This is a genomic window from Cellulosimicrobium composti (assembly GCF_010287905.1).
GTDB classification, from domain to species: domain Bacteria; phylum Actinomycetota; class Actinomycetes; order Actinomycetales; family Cellulomonadaceae; genus Cellulosimicrobium; species Cellulosimicrobium composti.
Window position 1 is genome coordinate 56,740 of sequence record NZ_JAAFAN010000013.1, and the last position, 14,616, is coordinate 71,355.

Below are 14,616 nucleotides of genomic sequence, written 5' to 3' on the forward strand. Positions count from 1 at the left end.
GCACCGCCGGAGCCGTCGTCGCGGATGAGGTCCCGCGTCAGGCGACGCGGCCCTGCGGGGCGTCCTCCGCCGTCTTGCCCGGGTCGCGCTCGACCACGCCGCCGAGGATCTCGTCGATGCGGGCCATGAGCTCGGCAGGGATCGTCACGCCCGACGCCTTGACGTTCTCCGCGACCTGCTCGGGGCGCGAGGCCCCGACGAGTGCCGCCGCGACGTTGTCGTTCTGCAGGACCCACGCGACCGCGAGCTGCGGCATGGTGAGCCCGAGCTCGTCCGCGACGGGCTTGAGGTTCTGCACGCGCGTGAGCACGTCGTCGGTCATGAAGCGCTGGATCATCCGTGCGCCGCCCTTGTCGTCGGTCGCGCGCGACCCCTGGGGCAGCGGGCGGCCGGGGACGTACTTGCCGGACAGCACGCCCTGCGCCATGGGCGACCAGACGATCTGGGACAGCCCGAGCTCGCGCGACGTCGGCACGACCTCGTCCTCGATGACGCGCCACAGCATCGAGTACTGCGGCTGGGACGAGATGAGCTGGAACCCGAGGTCCTTCGCGAGCGCGTGTCCCGCGCGGATCTGGTCGGCCGTCCACTCGGACACGCCGATGTACAGGGCCTTGCCCTGGCGGACGATGTCGGCGAACGCCTGCATCGTCTCCTCGAGCGGCGTCTCCGTGTCGTACCGGTGCGCCTGGTAGAGGTCGACGTAGTCGGTGCCGAGGCGCTTCAGCGAGCCGTTGATGGACTCCATGACGTGCTTGCGGGACAGGCCGGTGTCGTTGGGGCCGCCGGGGCCCGTCGGCCAGTAGACCTTGGTGAAGATCTCGAGCGACTCGCGGCGCTGCCCCTTGAGCGCGTCGCCGAGCACCTGCTCGGCCTTCGTGTTCGCGTAGACGTCGGCCGTGTCGAAGGTCGAGATGCCGGCGTCCAGCGCGGCGTGCACGCACGCCGTCGCGACGTCGTTCTCGACCTGGGAGCCGTGGGTGAGCCAGTTGCCGTAGGTGATCTCGGAGATCTTGAGACCGGAGTTGCCGAGGTAGCGGTAGGTGGGCATGCGCCCCAACCTAGCCCCCCGGTCGTTGCCCCACGAACCTACACGGCGGTCACTCCGGGTAGACGCCGTGCTTCTTGTGCGTCGGCTTCGGCAGGCGCGCGCGGCGGAGCTGGAACGCGCGCATCACGGCGTACATGACCGTGCCCTTGGGGATCTCGCCGAACTTCGCGAGCAGGCGCTTGCGCAGGCGCCGCCACATGATGAAGCCGTCGATCACCGTGAGGAGCACGATGACGTAGAGCGTCATCACGGTCAGGAACGCGAGGTCCTGGTTCTGCGCCGTGACGAACGAGAAGACGATGAACACGAGCGCGACCGGGAGGAAGAACTCGCCGAGGTTCCAGCGCGCGTCGACGTACTCGCGCACGTAGCGCTTGACCGGGCCCTTGTCGCGTGGGGGCAGGTAGCGCTCGTCGCCCGTCTGCATGGCCTGGTACTGGCGGTCGCGCATCTCGCGCTGCTTCTCCCGCGCGGCCTTCGCGGCGGCGCGGCGGTCGTCCGGCACGAGGGGTCGCTTGTTCGCGGCCTCGGCGACCTTGCGCTTGGGCGTCGGCCGACCCTTGCCGGCGCGCTCGATCTCGGCCGCCTGCTCGACGGGGTCGGGGGCGGCGGGCGTCGCGGCGGGCTTGTTGCGGGAGAACACCCCACCAGCGTAGTCGAGCCGCGGGAGTGCCTCGCGTGCCGTCCGCGGGCGCCGGACGCGTGCCACGGCCGGACGCGCCGCCGGGCGGGCGGTCACGGACCCGACGCGCGGGCCCGGCGGTCCCCGGTGTCGTACGGTGCTGGTCGTGACGAACTCACCAGAACCCACCGACCCCGCGCTCGCGACCACGCTCCGCGAGACCGTCGCGCGCCTGTTCCCCGCGCTGCGCGCCGACCTCGAGTCGCTCGTGCGCGTGCCGAGCGTCTCGAACGCCGCGTTCGACCAGGCGCACGTCGCCGCGAGCGCGGACGCCGTTGCCGCGCTCCTGCGCGACGCCGGCATGCCCGAGGTGCAGATCCTGCGGGCCCGCACCGAGGACGGCACCGAGGGCGCGCCCGCCGTCGTCGCGCGCCGTCCCGCACCCGCCGGGGCCCCGACCGTCCTGCTCTACGCCCACCACGACGTGCAGCCCCCGGGCGACGCCGCCGCGTGGGACACCGACCCGTTCGAGCCGACCGAGCGCGACGGCCGCCTCTACGGACGCGGCGCGGCCGACGACAAGGCGGGCGTCGTCGCGCACCTCGGCGCGCTGCGCGCCCTGACCGAGCTCGGCGACCTCCCGGTGGGGGTGACGGTCTTCGTCGAGGGCGAGGAGGAGGTCGGCTCGCCGACGTTCCTGCCGTTCCTCACGCAGCACCGGGACCTGCTCGCGGCGGACGTCATCGTCGTCGCCGACTCCTCGAACTGGAAGATCGGCGTCCCCGCGCTCACGACGTCGCTCCGCGGGCTCGTCGACTGCGAGGTCGAGGTCGCGGTGCTCGACCACGCGGTGCACTCGGGCATGTTCGGCGGCCCGGTCCTCGACGCGGTGACGCTGCTCGCGCGCCTCGTCGCGACCCTCCACGACGACGTGGGCAACGTGGCCGTCGACGGCCTCGTGACGGCCGCGGAGCCGACGGTCGACTACGCCGAGGCCGACTTCCGGGCCGACTCGTCGCTCCTCGACGGCGCGGCGCTCGCGGGCGAGGGGAGCATCGCCGGGCGGCTGTGGGCCAAGCCGGCGATCGCCGTCATCGGCCTCGACGCCCCGAGCGTCGCGCACGCGTCGAACACGCTCACGCCGCGCGCCACCGCGAAGCTCTCGGTGCGCCTCGCGCCCGGGCAGGACCCGGCCGCGGCCATGGCGGCGCTGCGCGCGCACCTCGAGTCCCACGCGCCGCTCGGCGCGCGCGTGACCGTGCGCGACGGCGAGCAGGGCAAGCCGTTCCTCGCGCCCGGCGACTCCGAGGCGATGCGGGCCGCACGGTGGGCGTTCGCGACGTCGTGGGGCACGGACCCGGTCGACATCGGCGTGGGCGGGTCCATCCCGTTCATCGCCGACCTGCTCGAGGTGTTCCCCGACGCCGCGATCCTCGTCACGGGCGTCGAGGACCCCGACTCGCGGGCCCACGGCGCGAACGAGTCGGTCCACCTCGGCGAGCTCAAGAAGGTCGTGCTCGCCGAGGCGCTCCTGCTCGCGCGGCTGGGCGGCGCTGTCGCCTGACGCGGTCGCCCGCGGGCGGCGGTCCCGGTCAGCCGGGGAGCGCCGCCCGCAGGTCCGCCGCCTCGGCGAGCACCGGCCCGACGGCGTCGCGCACCCCGACGTCCAGCGCGCCCGTCAGGGCGTCGAGCTCGTCGAGGTGCGCGCGGGCCGCGTCGGGGTCACCGCCGCGGACGGCGAGCTCGGCGAGGTAGGCGAGCGCGCGCACCCGGTCGGCCGCGTCCGCGTCGTCCCCCGCCCGCCGTAGCGCGCCCCCGAGGATCTTGCGCGCCTGCGCGGTCTCGCCGTGCGAGTCGGCCTGGACGACGGCGTCGTCGAGCGCGCGGGCGAGGCGGCCCTGCGGCCGGGCCCCGTACGCGGAGGCCGAGGAGTCGCCGTCCGTGCCGGAGACGGGCGCCGCGGGGGAGCGGCGCATCACGCGGACCCAGTTCCCGGCGGGGTCCACGAGGCTGAAGCCCGTCGCGCCTCCCGCGTTGGCCCGCCGCCGCGGGCGCGTGATGCGCGGGAACCCGGTGAGCGGCAGCCGGCCGTAGCGGGCGCGCAGGCCCGCGGCGAACGCCTCGAACACCGGGGCCGTGTCCTCCACGACCACGATGCACGTGCTGAAGTTGTCCTGCGGCGCGAGCCCGTCGAGCCCGAAGTAGTGCAGGTCCACGCCGCCGCGGCGCAGCGCGACGTACGGGTTCGGCCGGAGCTGGCGGTAGGTCACCTCGAAGCCGAGCGCGGTCCAGAAGTCGCGCAGCTCGTCGACGTCCTGGCACGGCAGCGCCGGGACCATCGTCGCGTCGAAGGGGTCGGGGCCGTCGGGGGCGGGTGCGCGGTCGGCGGTCATCCGTCCATCGAAGCACCCGTCGCGTGCGGTGCCCAGGGGGTGGGTGACCGCCCGGCGAGGGTCGCGGACGCGGGTCGGCCCCGGTGCGCGTCCGCCCGGCGGCCCGGCGCGTCAGGCCCGGTGCGCGACGTCGACGGCGCGGGACCACCGGGCGACGTCGTCCGGGAGCTCGGGCGAGGTGACGTCGCCGCCGAGCAGGCCCACGACGTCGGGCGCGGCGATCCGGTCGCCGGACCCGCGCGCGAGGAACCGCCCGGCGACGAGGCCGCGCGCGCACAGGTCGCCGCGGCGGGAGAACACCTGCTCCAGGTACACCACGCGCTCGTCCCACCCGAGCACGCACGTGGTGATCTCGAAGCGGTCCCAGAGCTGCAGCGACCGGCGGTACTTCATCGTCGACGCCGCGACCACGGGGTACCAGCCCTTCTCCTTGAGCAGGGGGAAGCCGCCGAGGTCGGCGATGAAGTTGCTGCGCGCGACGTCCATCATCTGCAGGTACACGCCGTTGTTGACGTGCAGGTAGAAGTCGAGGTCACCGGGGCGCACGCGCATCCGGGTGACCGACGGGTCGAGGACACCGCGCCCCGGCACGGGCCTGCGCGGCATCGTGCTGGCGACGAGGAGCTGGATCTGGCGGGTCACCGGTGCAGGCTACTACCTCGCACCTGCGGTATCAGGTAGTCCGGGCGTGCCGGGCCGGGGCGTCCGACGGCGTCAGACGGGCGGGTCCGGGTCGTACTGGATCCCGCGCCGCACGGCGCGCGCGACGTCGTCGCCCTCCAGGCGCGCGACGAGGTGCAGCGCCATGTCGATCCCCGCGGACACGCCCGCCGACGTGACGACGTCGCCGTCGTCCACGAACCGCGCCTCGGTGTCGAGCACGACGCTCGGGTCGATCTCCGCGAGCTCGTCGTAGTGCGCCCAGTGCGTCGTCGCCGGGCGGCCCGACAGCAGCCCCGCCGCCGCGAGCACGAGCGACCCCGTGCACACGCTCGCGATCACCGGGGTCTGCGCGCGCATCGCGCGCAGCCACTCGAGATGGACGCGGTCCGCGAGGAGCGAGCGCGTGCCCCAGCCCCCGGGGTGGACGAGCAGGTGGAGGGGGCCGACGTCGTCCGCCGAGCGGTCCGGCAGGAGACGCAGGCCCTTCGCGAGGCGCACGCCCCCGCCGTCCCACGAGAACGTCGACACGTGCGGCTTGAGCGCCGAGTGCTCGGCCCACGCGGTCAGCACCTCGAACGGCCCCGCGACGTCGAGCTCCTCCGCCTCGTCGAAGACGAAGATCCCGATGTTCATGCCGTTCCCGGTGCTCATGCCCACCTCCGCGTGGCCCGGACGTCATCCGCCGGCGCGGCCCGCGGGCGCGCCGGCGGACCCTGGCTAGATGCCCGGCAGGGCGAGCATCTGGTCGAGCGCGACGCGCGCCCAGTGCGCGTCGTCCGCGTCCACGACGATCCGGTTGACCACGCGGCCCGCGACGAGCGACTCCATCGCCCACACGAGGTGCGGCAGGTCGATCCGGTTCATCGTCGAGCAGAAGCACACCGTCGAGTCGAGGTAGTGCACCCGCTTGTCCGGGTGCTGGCGCGCGACGCGCCGCACGAGGTTGAGCTCGGTGCCGATCGCCCACGACGACCCCGGCTCGGCCGCGTCGAGCATCGCGATGATGTACTCGGTCGACCCGACGAAGTCCGCGGCCGTCACGACCTCGTGCTTGCACTCCGGGTGCACCAGCACGTTGACGTCCGGCACCGCGGCGCGCACGTCCTCGACGTTCTTCGCCGAGAACCGCCCGTGCACCGAGCAGTGCCCGCGCCACAGGATCATGCGCGCGTCGCGCAGCTCGGCGTCCGTGAGGCCGCCGTTCGGCTTGCGCGGGTCGAACACGACGCAGTCGTCGAGCGCCATCGCGAGCTTGAGCACGGCGGTGTTGCGACCCAGGTGCTGGTCCGGGAGGAACAGCACCTTGCCCGTGCCCTCGACGCCGCCCACCTGGTCGAACGCCCAGCGCAGCGCGACCTCCGCGTTCGACGACGTGCACACCGTGCCGCCGTGACGGCCCGTGAACGCCTTGATCGCGGCGGAGGAGTTCATGTACGTCACGGGGATCGTCGAGTCGGCGATCCCGACCTCCTCGAGCACGTCCCACGCATCCTCGACCTGGTCGATCGCGGCCATGTCCGCCATCGAGCAGCCGGCCGCGAGGTCCGGCAGCACGACCTGCTGGGCGTCGGACGTGAGGATGTCCGCGCTCTCGGCCATGAAGTGCACGCCGCAGAAGAGGATGAACTCCGCCTCGGGCCGCGCCGCGGCCTCGCGCGCGAGCTTGAACGAGTCCCCCGTCACGTCGGCGAAGTCGATGACCTCGTCGCGCTGGTAGTGGTGACCCAGGACGAACGCCCGGTCGCCCAGCGCCGCACGTGCCGCACGGGCCCGCTCGACGAGGTCCGGGTCGCTCGGCGCGGGCAGCTCGCCCACGCACTCGACCCCGCGTTCGGACGCGAGGTCGCGGCCCTGGCCGAGGAGCAGCAGGGCAGAAGGGCTGGGCTCGACGAACCCGCCCTGGCGCGCAGTGTTCTGTCCGGTCACGGACGACAGCAGGGTGCTACCGGTGCTCACGGCACCATCGTCGCACAGGGCCGTCCCGACGGACCGTGACGTCCCGCACGCCCACGGCGCCACGGCGACCGTGCCGGCGCCGTGCCCCCGGGCTGGCACAATCCGGGCATGCGCGTGCTGCTCACCGGGTCCGCCGCCCCGCCCCTGCCGGACGGGGCGTGGCCGCAGGGCGTCACCACCCCCGCCGCAGGACAGGGCGTCCCCACCCTCGCCGACGTCGCGTCGTGGTGGGCACCGCACGCCGACCTCGACGTCGTGGCGCTCGCGGCGCAGGGCCCCGGGTTCCTCGACGCGCTCGCGCCCGTCGCGCCCGAGGTGCTCGCCGGCGTCGTCCCCGGACCCGCCGGGTCCGAGGTGCCGGTCGCGCTGCGCCGCCGGGCCGCGGACGCGGGCGGCGCCCCGACGCGCCCCACCGTCTACGTCGACGCGTCCCAGGTGCCCGCCGCCGGTGACGCCGGGACGCTCGGCCCCGGCTCACCCGACCCGACGGTCCCCGCGCGCTCCTCGACCGCCGTCGGGCACCTGCTGGCGCTCGCGGTCGACGCCGCGCGCGACGCCGCAGGAGCGCCCGGCCGCGTCGTGCTCGCGACGGGCAGCAGCACGAGCCACGACGCGGGGCTCGGGGCGCTGCGCGCGCTCGCCGGCGCGGAGGTCGGGCGCGTGGCGGGGGACGCCGCCGTCGAGGTCCTGCGCGCGGCCCGTGCCGCGCTCGGCGGCACCGACCTCGTCGCGGCGGTCGCGTCCGACGTCCCGCTGCTCGGTCTGCACGGCGCGAGCGCGACCCTCGACGGCCGCGGGGTCGACGCGGCCGTCGCGCAGCACCTCGAACGAGAGCTCGGGGCGGTCGCGCACGACGTCGCGGCGGCCGTCGACCGCCTCGCGTCCGACGGCGCGGGCGGGGGCGGCGCGCTCGTGGGGCGGGACCTCCTCGCGACGGCGACCACGGGCCGACGGCTCGCGGGCCTCCCGGGCGCGGGGAGCGGCGGAGGCCTCGGGCACGCCGTCGCCGCGCTCGGCGGCCGGCTCGTGCCGGCGCTGCGCGTCCTGGCTGACGACCTCGGCCTCGACGAGCGCCTCGCGGGTGCGGACGCCGTCGTCGTGCTCGCGGACGAGCTCGGGGCGCACGAGCTCGGCGACGGGACGGTCCGCGAGGTCGCGGCGCGCGCGGGCCGCCACGCGCTGCCGGTCGTCGTGGTCGCGCGGAGCGTCGTGGCCGGGCGCCGCGAGCAGGCCGCCGCGGGACTGAGCGGCGCGTACGCGTGGGAGGACGGCGACCCGCGCGCGCTCGTGGAGCGCGTCGCCCGCACGTGGTCGCGCGGCTGACCCGTCAGCCCAGGTCGACCTCGCCGTCCGCGCGGACGGACCACGCGGGGTTGTGCGCGACCTCCCACACGAGCCCGTTGGGGTCCGCGACGTGCGCGTGGAACACCCCGCCGAACTCGCCCTCCTGCGGCTCCTTGCGGACCGTCCCGCCCGCGGCGACCATCGCCGCCACGAGCGCGACGACCGCCTCGCGGGACCCGACGTTGTGGGAGAGCGTCACGCCCGTCGTCGTGGGCGCCGCACCGGGCGTCCCGGCGTCGCGCGCGAAGCTCTCCGCGTCGAAGAAGCCCAGGAGCTGCCCGGCCGCCGAGCGGTAGAACACGATCTCTCCCGGCACGTCGAGGCGCGGCTCCCACCCGAGCGCGCCGTAGAAGCGCCGGGCGGCGTCGAGGTCGCGCGCCGCGACGGTGATGAAGTGCACGGACGGGTCCACGGGGCCTCCGGTCGTCGTGGGTCGCGGCCCCCGTGCGGGGGCCCGTTCGACCGTACGCCGCCCGGTGGTCGTAGACTCGGGAACACGACCGGCACGTGTGGTGTTGAGGACCTGACGAGATCTCTCTCGAGAGGTCCGAGAAGCCGGCCACCACCGGGGCACCAGTGCCCCCGACAGCGCGGAGACGAGATGAGCGAGACCACCGAGATTGCCACGCACGGCGTCAACCTGACCGACGAGGCCGCGGAGAAGGTCCGCACCCTCCTCGAGCAGGAGGGCCGCGACGACCTGCGCCTGCGTGTCGCGGTGCAGCCCGGCGGCTGTTCCGGCCTGATCTACCAGCTCTACTTCGACGAGCGCGTGCTCGACGGCGACGCGCTGCGCGACTACGACGGCGTCGAGGTCGTGGTCGACAAGATGAGCGTCCCCTACCTCGAGGGCGCGACGATCGACTTCGCCGACACGATCGAGAAGCAGGGCTTCACCATCGACAACCCGAACGCGGGCAGCGCCTGCGCGTGCGGCGGCTCCTTCAGCTGACGCGCCCGGCGTGCCCACGCGCACGCCGACCCGGACACCACGAGCCCGGCCACCCGTCCTGCGGGTGGCCGGGCTCGTGCCGTCTCAGCCGCCGAGCTCGACGGTGATCGCCCAGGCGTCCGCGTCGCCCGAGCGGGGGAGCGGCTCCTCCGCGACGACCGCGTGCCCGCGCATCCGCGCCCAGGCGGGGACGTCGAGGCGCGCGGCGGGGTCCGTCGACCACACGGTGAGCCGCGTGCCCGCGGCGCGGTCGCGCGCCGCCGCCGCGAGCCGGATCACGGGGAGCGGGCACCGCAGGCCCCGGGCGTCGACGACGTCGCCGTGCTCGCGGCCCTCCGCGGCGGGCGGGCGGTCCGCGCCCGTCACAGGCCCTGCACCCCGAGCGTCGCCCGCACGCGCTCCACGGCGCCCGGCAGCACCGCCAGGAGGCGGTCGACGTCCGCCTCGCTCGTGGAGCGGTCGAGCGCGACGCGGACGTTGCCGTGCGTGAGCACGCCCATCGCGGCGAGGACGTGCGACGGCTCGAGCGAGCTCGACGTGCAGGCCGAGCCGGAGCCGACGGCGACGCCCTCGCGGTCGAGGTCCGTGAGCAGCGCCTCGCCGTCCACGTAGAGGAACGAGAACGTCACGACGTGCGGGAGGCGGTCGACCGGGTCGCCGACGACCTCGACGTCCGGGATCGCGGCGACGCGTGCGCGGACCCGGTCGACGAGCGCACGGCGGCGCGCGTCCTCGGCCTCGCGGTCGGTGAGCACGGCCTGCAGCGCGACGGCTGCGGCGAAGGCCGCGGGCACGGACACCCCGCCCGGGGCCAGCGGGTCGGGGTCCTCCGGGAACGGGCTCCGGCGGCGCACGCGCGACCGGATCGCGAGGACCCCGACGCCCGGGCCGCCGCCCCAGTCCGCAGGGTCGGCCGCGAGCGCGTCCCACGCGGTCGGCAGGGCGTCGTGGCCGACGCTCGCCCCCGCGTCCACGAGCAGCGGCACCCCCGCTGCGCGCGCGGCCTCGTGGACCGCCTCGACGGGCTGGCGCGTCCCCACCTCGCCGTTGGCGTGCTGCAGCGCGGCGAGCGCCACGCCCGGGCGCGCGACGGCGTCGGCCATCCGCGCGGGGTCGACCCGTCCCGCCCGGTCCACGCCGACGACGTCGCGCTCGAGACCGCCGTGGTGCGCGGCGTGGAGGAGCGCCGCGCGCTCGACGGCGCTCACGACGACGGTGCTCCCGACGCGCGAGCGGCCCGCGGCGAGGGCCGCGACGCCCGTGTGCAGGGACGTCGTGTGGTTCGCGGTGAAGACGACCTCCTCCGTCCGCGCACCGAGCGCCCCCGCGACGGCCTCGCGCGCGCCGTCGAGCAGCGCGGCGGCGCGGCGGCCCTCGGCGTGGAGGCGGCGCGGGTCGGCCCAGCCGTCGTCGAGGGCGCGGTCGAACGCCTCGCGCGCGAGCGGGTGCCACGGGGCGCGCCCGCCGTTGTCGAGCCGGACCCGGCGATCGGGGGTGGTGTGTGTCACATGGCCTCCAGGGCGGGTGTGCGGCACGCGAGGGGTCGCGCCCGGGGGCGTCCCCGGCGTCGTGCTCCGCGGCCCGTCGGCGGTCCCGGCCGCGCCGAGGCGCCGGATCGTTGCGCTCGCGCCGTCCGCGGAACGCGACCGCCGTGCGCGCGGGCGCTCATCGGGCACGGTACCGCCTCGCCGCAGGACCCGTCCGTGTGGCAAGGATCTGACAGACGCGGCGCGGGTGTGCCGAACCGGTCCTGACCGGCCACGACGTGTGCCGCATCTCGCCCGTCCGCAGCGCGTCCGGGGCCACGAAGGGCGGAATCCCGCGCTAGGCTTCGTGTGTCGAGGACGAAGGTCCTGTGCTGGGCTCGTAAAGACGGGCACGGGCAGGACGTGACGTGAAAGGCCCCCCTTGCACTCGCAACCCCCTAGCCGCACACGGCGCACCATCCTGCGGGCGACGGCCCTCGCCGTCGCCGTCGCTGCGGTGGCGTCCGGCTGCGCCAGCGACACGGTCCAGCGCGGGTTCCTGCCCGGTTACGAGGACGGGGAGGTGACCAACCAGACCGCCCGGATCACGTCGCTGTGGACCGGCTCGTGGATCGCCGCGCTCATCGTCGGCATCATCACGTGGGGCCTCATGCTGTGGTGCGTCGCCGCCTACCGCAAGCGCAAGGACGACCACCGGCTCCCGGTCCAGACGCGGTACCACCTGCCGCTCGAGATCATGTACACGGCCGTGCCGATCGTCATGGTCCTCGTGCTCTTCTACTACACGGACCGCGACATGAGCGCGATCCAGGACACGGACCGCGAGGCCGACCTCACCATCCAGGTCATCGGCAAGCAGTGGAGCTGGGACTTCAACTACGTGGACGACGACGTCTACGAGTCCGGCCAGCACCTCGCGAACGTCGGCGACACGATGACCGAGGACGCCACGATCGACGGCGCCCCCGGCACGGCGGCCGCGCTGCCCACGCTCTACCTGCCGGTCGGCGAGACCGTCCGCTTCGAGCTGCAGTCGCGCGACGTCATCCACTCGTTCTGGATCCCCGCGTTCCTCTACAAGCAGGACATGATCCCGCACCGCACCAACGAGTTCGTCGTCACGACGGAGCGCGAGGGCGTCTACGCCGGCAAGTGCGCCGAGCTCTGCGGCGAGCACCACTCCGGGATGCTGTTCAACGTGGAGGTCGTCGACCGCGCCGAGTACGACGCGCAGATGGAGGCGCTCCGCGAGAAGGGCCAGGAAGGCCAGATCCCGGTGGAGGGCTTCAGCCGCCTCCAGGACCCGAACCCCGTCACCGCTAGCACGGAGGGTGAGCACTGATGGTCGCGCAGGCCGAAGTCATCCCCGGTCTCGCCCCCCGGCGTCAGACCCTCGGGCGGACCGTGATCAAGTGGGTCACGTCCACCGACCACAAGACGATCGGGTACCTGTACCTGATCTCCTCGTTCATCTTCTTCTGCATCGGCGGCCTCATGGCCCTCGTGATCCGTGCCGAGCTCTTCGAGCCCGGCATCCAGATCGTGCAGAGCAAGGAGCAGTACAACCAGCTCTTCACGATGCACGGCACGATCATGCTGCTGCTGTTCGCGACGCCGCTGTTCGCGGGCTTCGCCAACTTCGTGATGCCGCTGCAGATCGGTGCGCCGGACGTCGCCTTCCCGCGACTCAACATGTTCGCGTACTGGCTCTACCTCTTCGGCGGGCTCATCGCCTCGGCGGGCTTCTTCACCCCCCAGGGCGCCGCGTCGTTCGGGTGGTTCGCGTACGCGCCGTTGTCGAACACGACGTTCAGTCCGGGTCTCGGGGGAGACCTGTGGGTGTTCGGCCTCGCGCTCGCCGGTTTCGGCACGATCCTCGGTGCCGTCAACTTCATCACGACGATCATCACGATGCGCGCCCCCGGCATGACGATGTTCCGCATGCCGATCTTCACGTGGAACACGCTCATCACGAGCCTCCTCGTGCTCATGGCGTTCCCGCCCCTGGCCGCCGCGCTCTTCGCGCTCGGCGCCGACCGGCGGTTCGGTGCCCAGATCTTCAACCCCGAGAACGGGGGAGCGATCCTGTGGCAGCACCTGTTCTGGTTCTTCGGGCACCCTGAGGTCTACATCATCGCGCTGCCGTTCTTCGGCATCGTGTCGGAGATCTTCCCGGTCTTCGCCCGCAAGCCGATCTTCGGCTACAAGGGCCTCGTCTACGCGACGATCGCGATCGCGGCACTGTCCGTCACCGTGTGGGCCCACCACATGTACGTGACCGGCGCGGTCCTGCTGCCGTTCTTCGCCTTCATGACGATGCTCATCGCGGTTCCGACGGGCGTGAAGTTCTTCAACTGGATCGGCACCCTCTGGCGAGGGAAGCTGACGTTCGAGACACCGATGCTGTGGTCCATCGGGTTCCTCGTGACCTTCCTCTTCGGTGGTCTCACGGGCGTCATCCTGTCCAGCCCGGCGCTCGACTTCCACCTGTCCGACTCGTACTTCGTGGTCGCGCACTTCCACTACGTCGTGTTCGGCACCGTCGTGTTCGCGATGTTCGCGGGCTTCTACTTCTGGTGGCCCAAGTTCACCGGGCGCATGCTCAACGAGCGCCTCGGCAAGCTGCACTTCTGGCTGCTGTTCATCGGCTTCCACACCACGTTCCTCATCCAGCACTGGCTGGGTGTCGAGGGCATGCCCCGCCGCTACGCGGACTACGCGCCCTCGGACGGCTTCACGTGGGAGAACCAGGTCTCGACGGTCGGGGCGTTCATCCTCGCCGCGTCGACCCTGCCGTTCCTGTGGAACGTCTACACGACCTGGCGCAACGCGCCCAAGGTCGAGGTCGACGACCCGTGGGGCTACGGCCGCTCGCTCGAGTGGGCCACGTCGAGCCCGCCCCCGCGCCACAACTTCACCTCGTTGCCCCGCATCCGCTCCGAGTCGCCGGCGTTCGACCTGCACCACCCCGAGGTCGCGGCGATGGACCACGCGGAGCCGAGCCCGAACGTCCTCGAGAAGGTCTACGGCGAGGCCGACCGCCGCGGTGAGAAGGGCGTCGCGCTCGACCGCCTGAGCGGCTCGGAGACCGCGAGCGACTCCACGACGACGACGATCGTCGACGACCCCCGCACGACGGACGAGGAGACCGGGAAGTGAAGATCGAGTACAAGCTGTTCCTCTACGGCACGCCGTTCTTCATCGCCGCGGGACTCGTCTACGGCTTCTGGAGCCACTGGGAGCCCGTCGGCTCGGTCGCGATCCTCCTGACCGGGGGCCTGGTCGCGATGATCGGCGCGTACCTCATGCTCACGTCGCGGCGCATCGACGCCCGCCCCGAGGACGACCCGGACGGCCTCATCGAGCAGGGCGCCGGCGACCAGGGCGTCTACGCCCCGTGGAGCTGGTGGCCGCTCGCGATCGCCGGCTCGGCGGCCGTCGTCTTCCTCGGCCTCGCGGTCGGCTGGTGGCTCGTGTACGTGGGCTTCGCCCTCGGAGCGGTCTCGCTCGTCGGCTGGGTCTTCGAGTTCTCCCGCGGGCAGCACGCGCACTGAATCTCGCGGCATCCTCGACCGGACGGCCCGGTCCCTCCGAAGAGGGACCGGGCCGTCCGTCGTTCCGCCCGCATACGGGACACGCACCGCACGGGCAGCCACAGGGGAGGAGATGCCGGGACCGCATGGTCGACGGTGCCCTCGTCGTCGACGGCCTCGGGACCGAGGGCCACGGCGCGTGCCCGGACGGTCCGGCTCGTCCTGTGCTCCACCACGACGCCGACGCACGACCCGGAGTGGGCACGTCGGCGGGAGCGTCCGTGCCTCGAGGCCGTGCGGCGCCCGGGAGGATCCGCGCGGAACCCCGGGAGCCCGCTGCCGACCCAGGAGCAGGCTCGCACACCAGGGCGCCCCGAGCGGGCCTCTCAGGACGCGACGGCTGCGCCGGTGATCGTGCACTCGTCCCCGTGCGGGGAGGCTGGAGCGCGCCGCAGAGACGTGGGGAGGCCGGCCCGAGTCATGACGGGACCCCGGTCCGCGCGGCGCCTCGTGGGGCGTCGTGCGGGCCGGGGTCCGGGTCGTGAGGGGTGTCAGGCGGGGACGATGAGCCCGGCGGTCTGGTTCTTGGCGCGCTGGAGGCGGGCCTCGGCGTCG

15 protein-coding genes are annotated in these 14,616 nt (G+C 73.8%); 6 read left to right on the plus strand and 9 right to left on the minus strand.

Annotated features, from left to right (window positions below; translation table 11 throughout):
* Positions 1–37: 37 nt before the first annotated feature.
* Together GYH36_RS05930 and GYH36_RS05935 are read right to left on the minus strand one after the other, a co-directional pair.
* The gene (locus tag GYH36_RS05930) at positions 38–1,051 is read right to left on the minus strand and encodes an aldo/keto reductase family protein (RefSeq protein WP_024841767.1); all 1,014 of its coding nucleotides are present in this window, start codon (positions 1,049–1,051) and stop codon (positions 38–40) included.
* Positions 1,052–1,100: 49 nt separating this feature from the next.
* Entirely contained in the window at positions 1,101–1,694 is a 594-nt protein-coding gene (locus tag GYH36_RS05935) for a DUF3043 domain-containing protein (protein ID WP_024841768.1), read from the minus strand.
* A 145-nt stretch (positions 1,695–1,839) separates the two neighbouring features.
* On the opposite strand from GYH36_RS05935, the gene GYH36_RS05940 reads away from it, so the two are divergent.
* A complete protein-coding gene (locus GYH36_RS05940; RefSeq protein ID WP_312028520.1) occupies positions 1,840–3,237 on the plus strand; it encodes a dipeptidase in 1,398 nt (465 codons plus the stop codon).
* Between the two features lie 28 nt (positions 3,238–3,265).
* On the opposite strand, the gene GYH36_RS05945 is transcribed toward GYH36_RS05940, so the two are convergent.
* From GYH36_RS05945 to nadA, 4 genes are all read right to left on the minus strand, one after another.
* A complete protein-coding gene (locus GYH36_RS05945; RefSeq protein WP_081772457.1) occupies positions 3,266–4,066 on the minus strand; it encodes a DUF8817 family protein in 801 nt (266 codons plus the stop codon).
* 111 nt (positions 4,067–4,177) lie between these two features.
* Positions 4,178–4,708, minus strand: coding sequence for an acyl-CoA thioesterase (locus GYH36_RS05950; protein WP_162289378.1), 531 nt, complete (start codon positions 4,706–4,708; stop codon positions 4,178–4,180).
* Between the two features lie 72 nt (positions 4,709–4,780).
* Positions 4,781–5,380 carry a DJ-1/PfpI family protein gene (locus tag GYH36_RS05955; protein WP_024841772.1) on the minus strand — a complete coding sequence of 200 codons (600 nt, stop codon included), beginning with the start codon at positions 5,378–5,380 and terminating at the stop codon, positions 4,781–4,783.
* Between the two features lie 66 nt (positions 5,381–5,446).
* The gene (nadA, locus tag GYH36_RS05960) at positions 5,447–6,655 is read right to left on the minus strand and encodes a quinolinate synthase NadA (RefSeq protein ID WP_034605205.1); all 1,209 of its coding nucleotides are present in this window, start codon (positions 6,653–6,655) and stop codon (positions 5,447–5,449) included.
* A 138-nt stretch (positions 6,656–6,793) separates the two neighbouring features.
* Here nadA and GYH36_RS05965 point away from each other — a divergent pair, with 138 nt between their 5' ends.
* Positions 6,794–8,008 carry a glycerate kinase gene (locus tag GYH36_RS05965; RefSeq protein WP_162289379.1) on the plus strand — a complete coding sequence of 405 codons (1,215 nt, stop codon included), beginning with the start codon at positions 6,794–6,796 and terminating at the stop codon, positions 8,006–8,008.
* Between the two features lie 4 nt (positions 8,009–8,012).
* Here the strand turns inward: GYH36_RS05965 and GYH36_RS05970 are convergent, their stop codons facing one another.
* Complete coding sequence (locus GYH36_RS05970) at positions 8,013–8,429, minus strand: VOC family protein (RefSeq protein ID WP_231492893.1); 417 nt, start codon at positions 8,427–8,429, stop codon at positions 8,013–8,015.
* 201 nt (positions 8,430–8,630) lie between these two features.
* Between GYH36_RS05970 and erpA the strand changes: the two genes are divergently transcribed.
* Positions 8,631–8,981: an iron-sulfur cluster insertion protein ErpA gene (erpA, locus tag GYH36_RS05975; protein ID WP_024841776.1), complete on the plus strand. Its 351-nt coding sequence runs from the start codon at positions 8,631–8,633 to the stop codon at positions 8,979–8,981.
* An 84-nt stretch (positions 8,982–9,065) separates the two neighbouring features.
* On the opposite strand, the gene GYH36_RS05980 is transcribed toward erpA, so the two are convergent.
* A complete protein-coding gene (locus tag GYH36_RS05980) occupies positions 9,066–9,347 on the minus strand; it encodes a sulfurtransferase TusA family protein (protein WP_024841777.1) in 282 nt (93 codons plus the stop codon).
* Complete coding sequence (locus tag GYH36_RS05985) at positions 9,344–10,489, minus strand: cysteine desulfurase family protein (protein WP_024841778.1); 1,146 nt, start codon at positions 10,487–10,489, stop codon at positions 9,344–9,346. The genes GYH36_RS05980 and GYH36_RS05985 overlap by 4 nt, the downstream gene beginning before the upstream one ends.
* 475 nt (positions 10,490–10,964) lie before the next feature.
* Here GYH36_RS05985 and ctaC point away from each other — a divergent pair, with 475 nt between their 5' ends.
* From ctaC to GYH36_RS06000, 3 genes are read left to right on the plus strand one after another with little or no spacing between them, the layout of a single operon-like run.
* Complete coding sequence (gene ctaC, locus GYH36_RS05990; protein ID WP_446661271.1) at positions 10,965–11,810, plus strand: aa3-type cytochrome oxidase subunit II; 846 nt, start codon at positions 10,965–10,967, stop codon at positions 11,808–11,810.
* The gene (ctaD, locus tag GYH36_RS05995) at positions 11,810–13,627 is read left to right on the plus strand and encodes an aa3-type cytochrome oxidase subunit I (protein WP_024841780.1); all 1,818 of its coding nucleotides are present in this window, start codon (positions 11,810–11,812) and stop codon (positions 13,625–13,627) included. Before ctaC ends, ctaD begins: the two co-directional genes overlap by 1 nt.
* On the plus strand, positions 13,624–14,022 hold the full coding sequence (locus tag GYH36_RS06000; protein ID WP_024841781.1) for a cytochrome c oxidase subunit 4: 399 nt from the start codon (positions 13,624–13,626) through the stop codon (positions 14,020–14,022). Before ctaD ends, GYH36_RS06000 begins: the two co-directional genes overlap by 4 nt.
* The last annotated feature ends 594 nt before the right edge of the window (positions 14,023–14,616 follow it).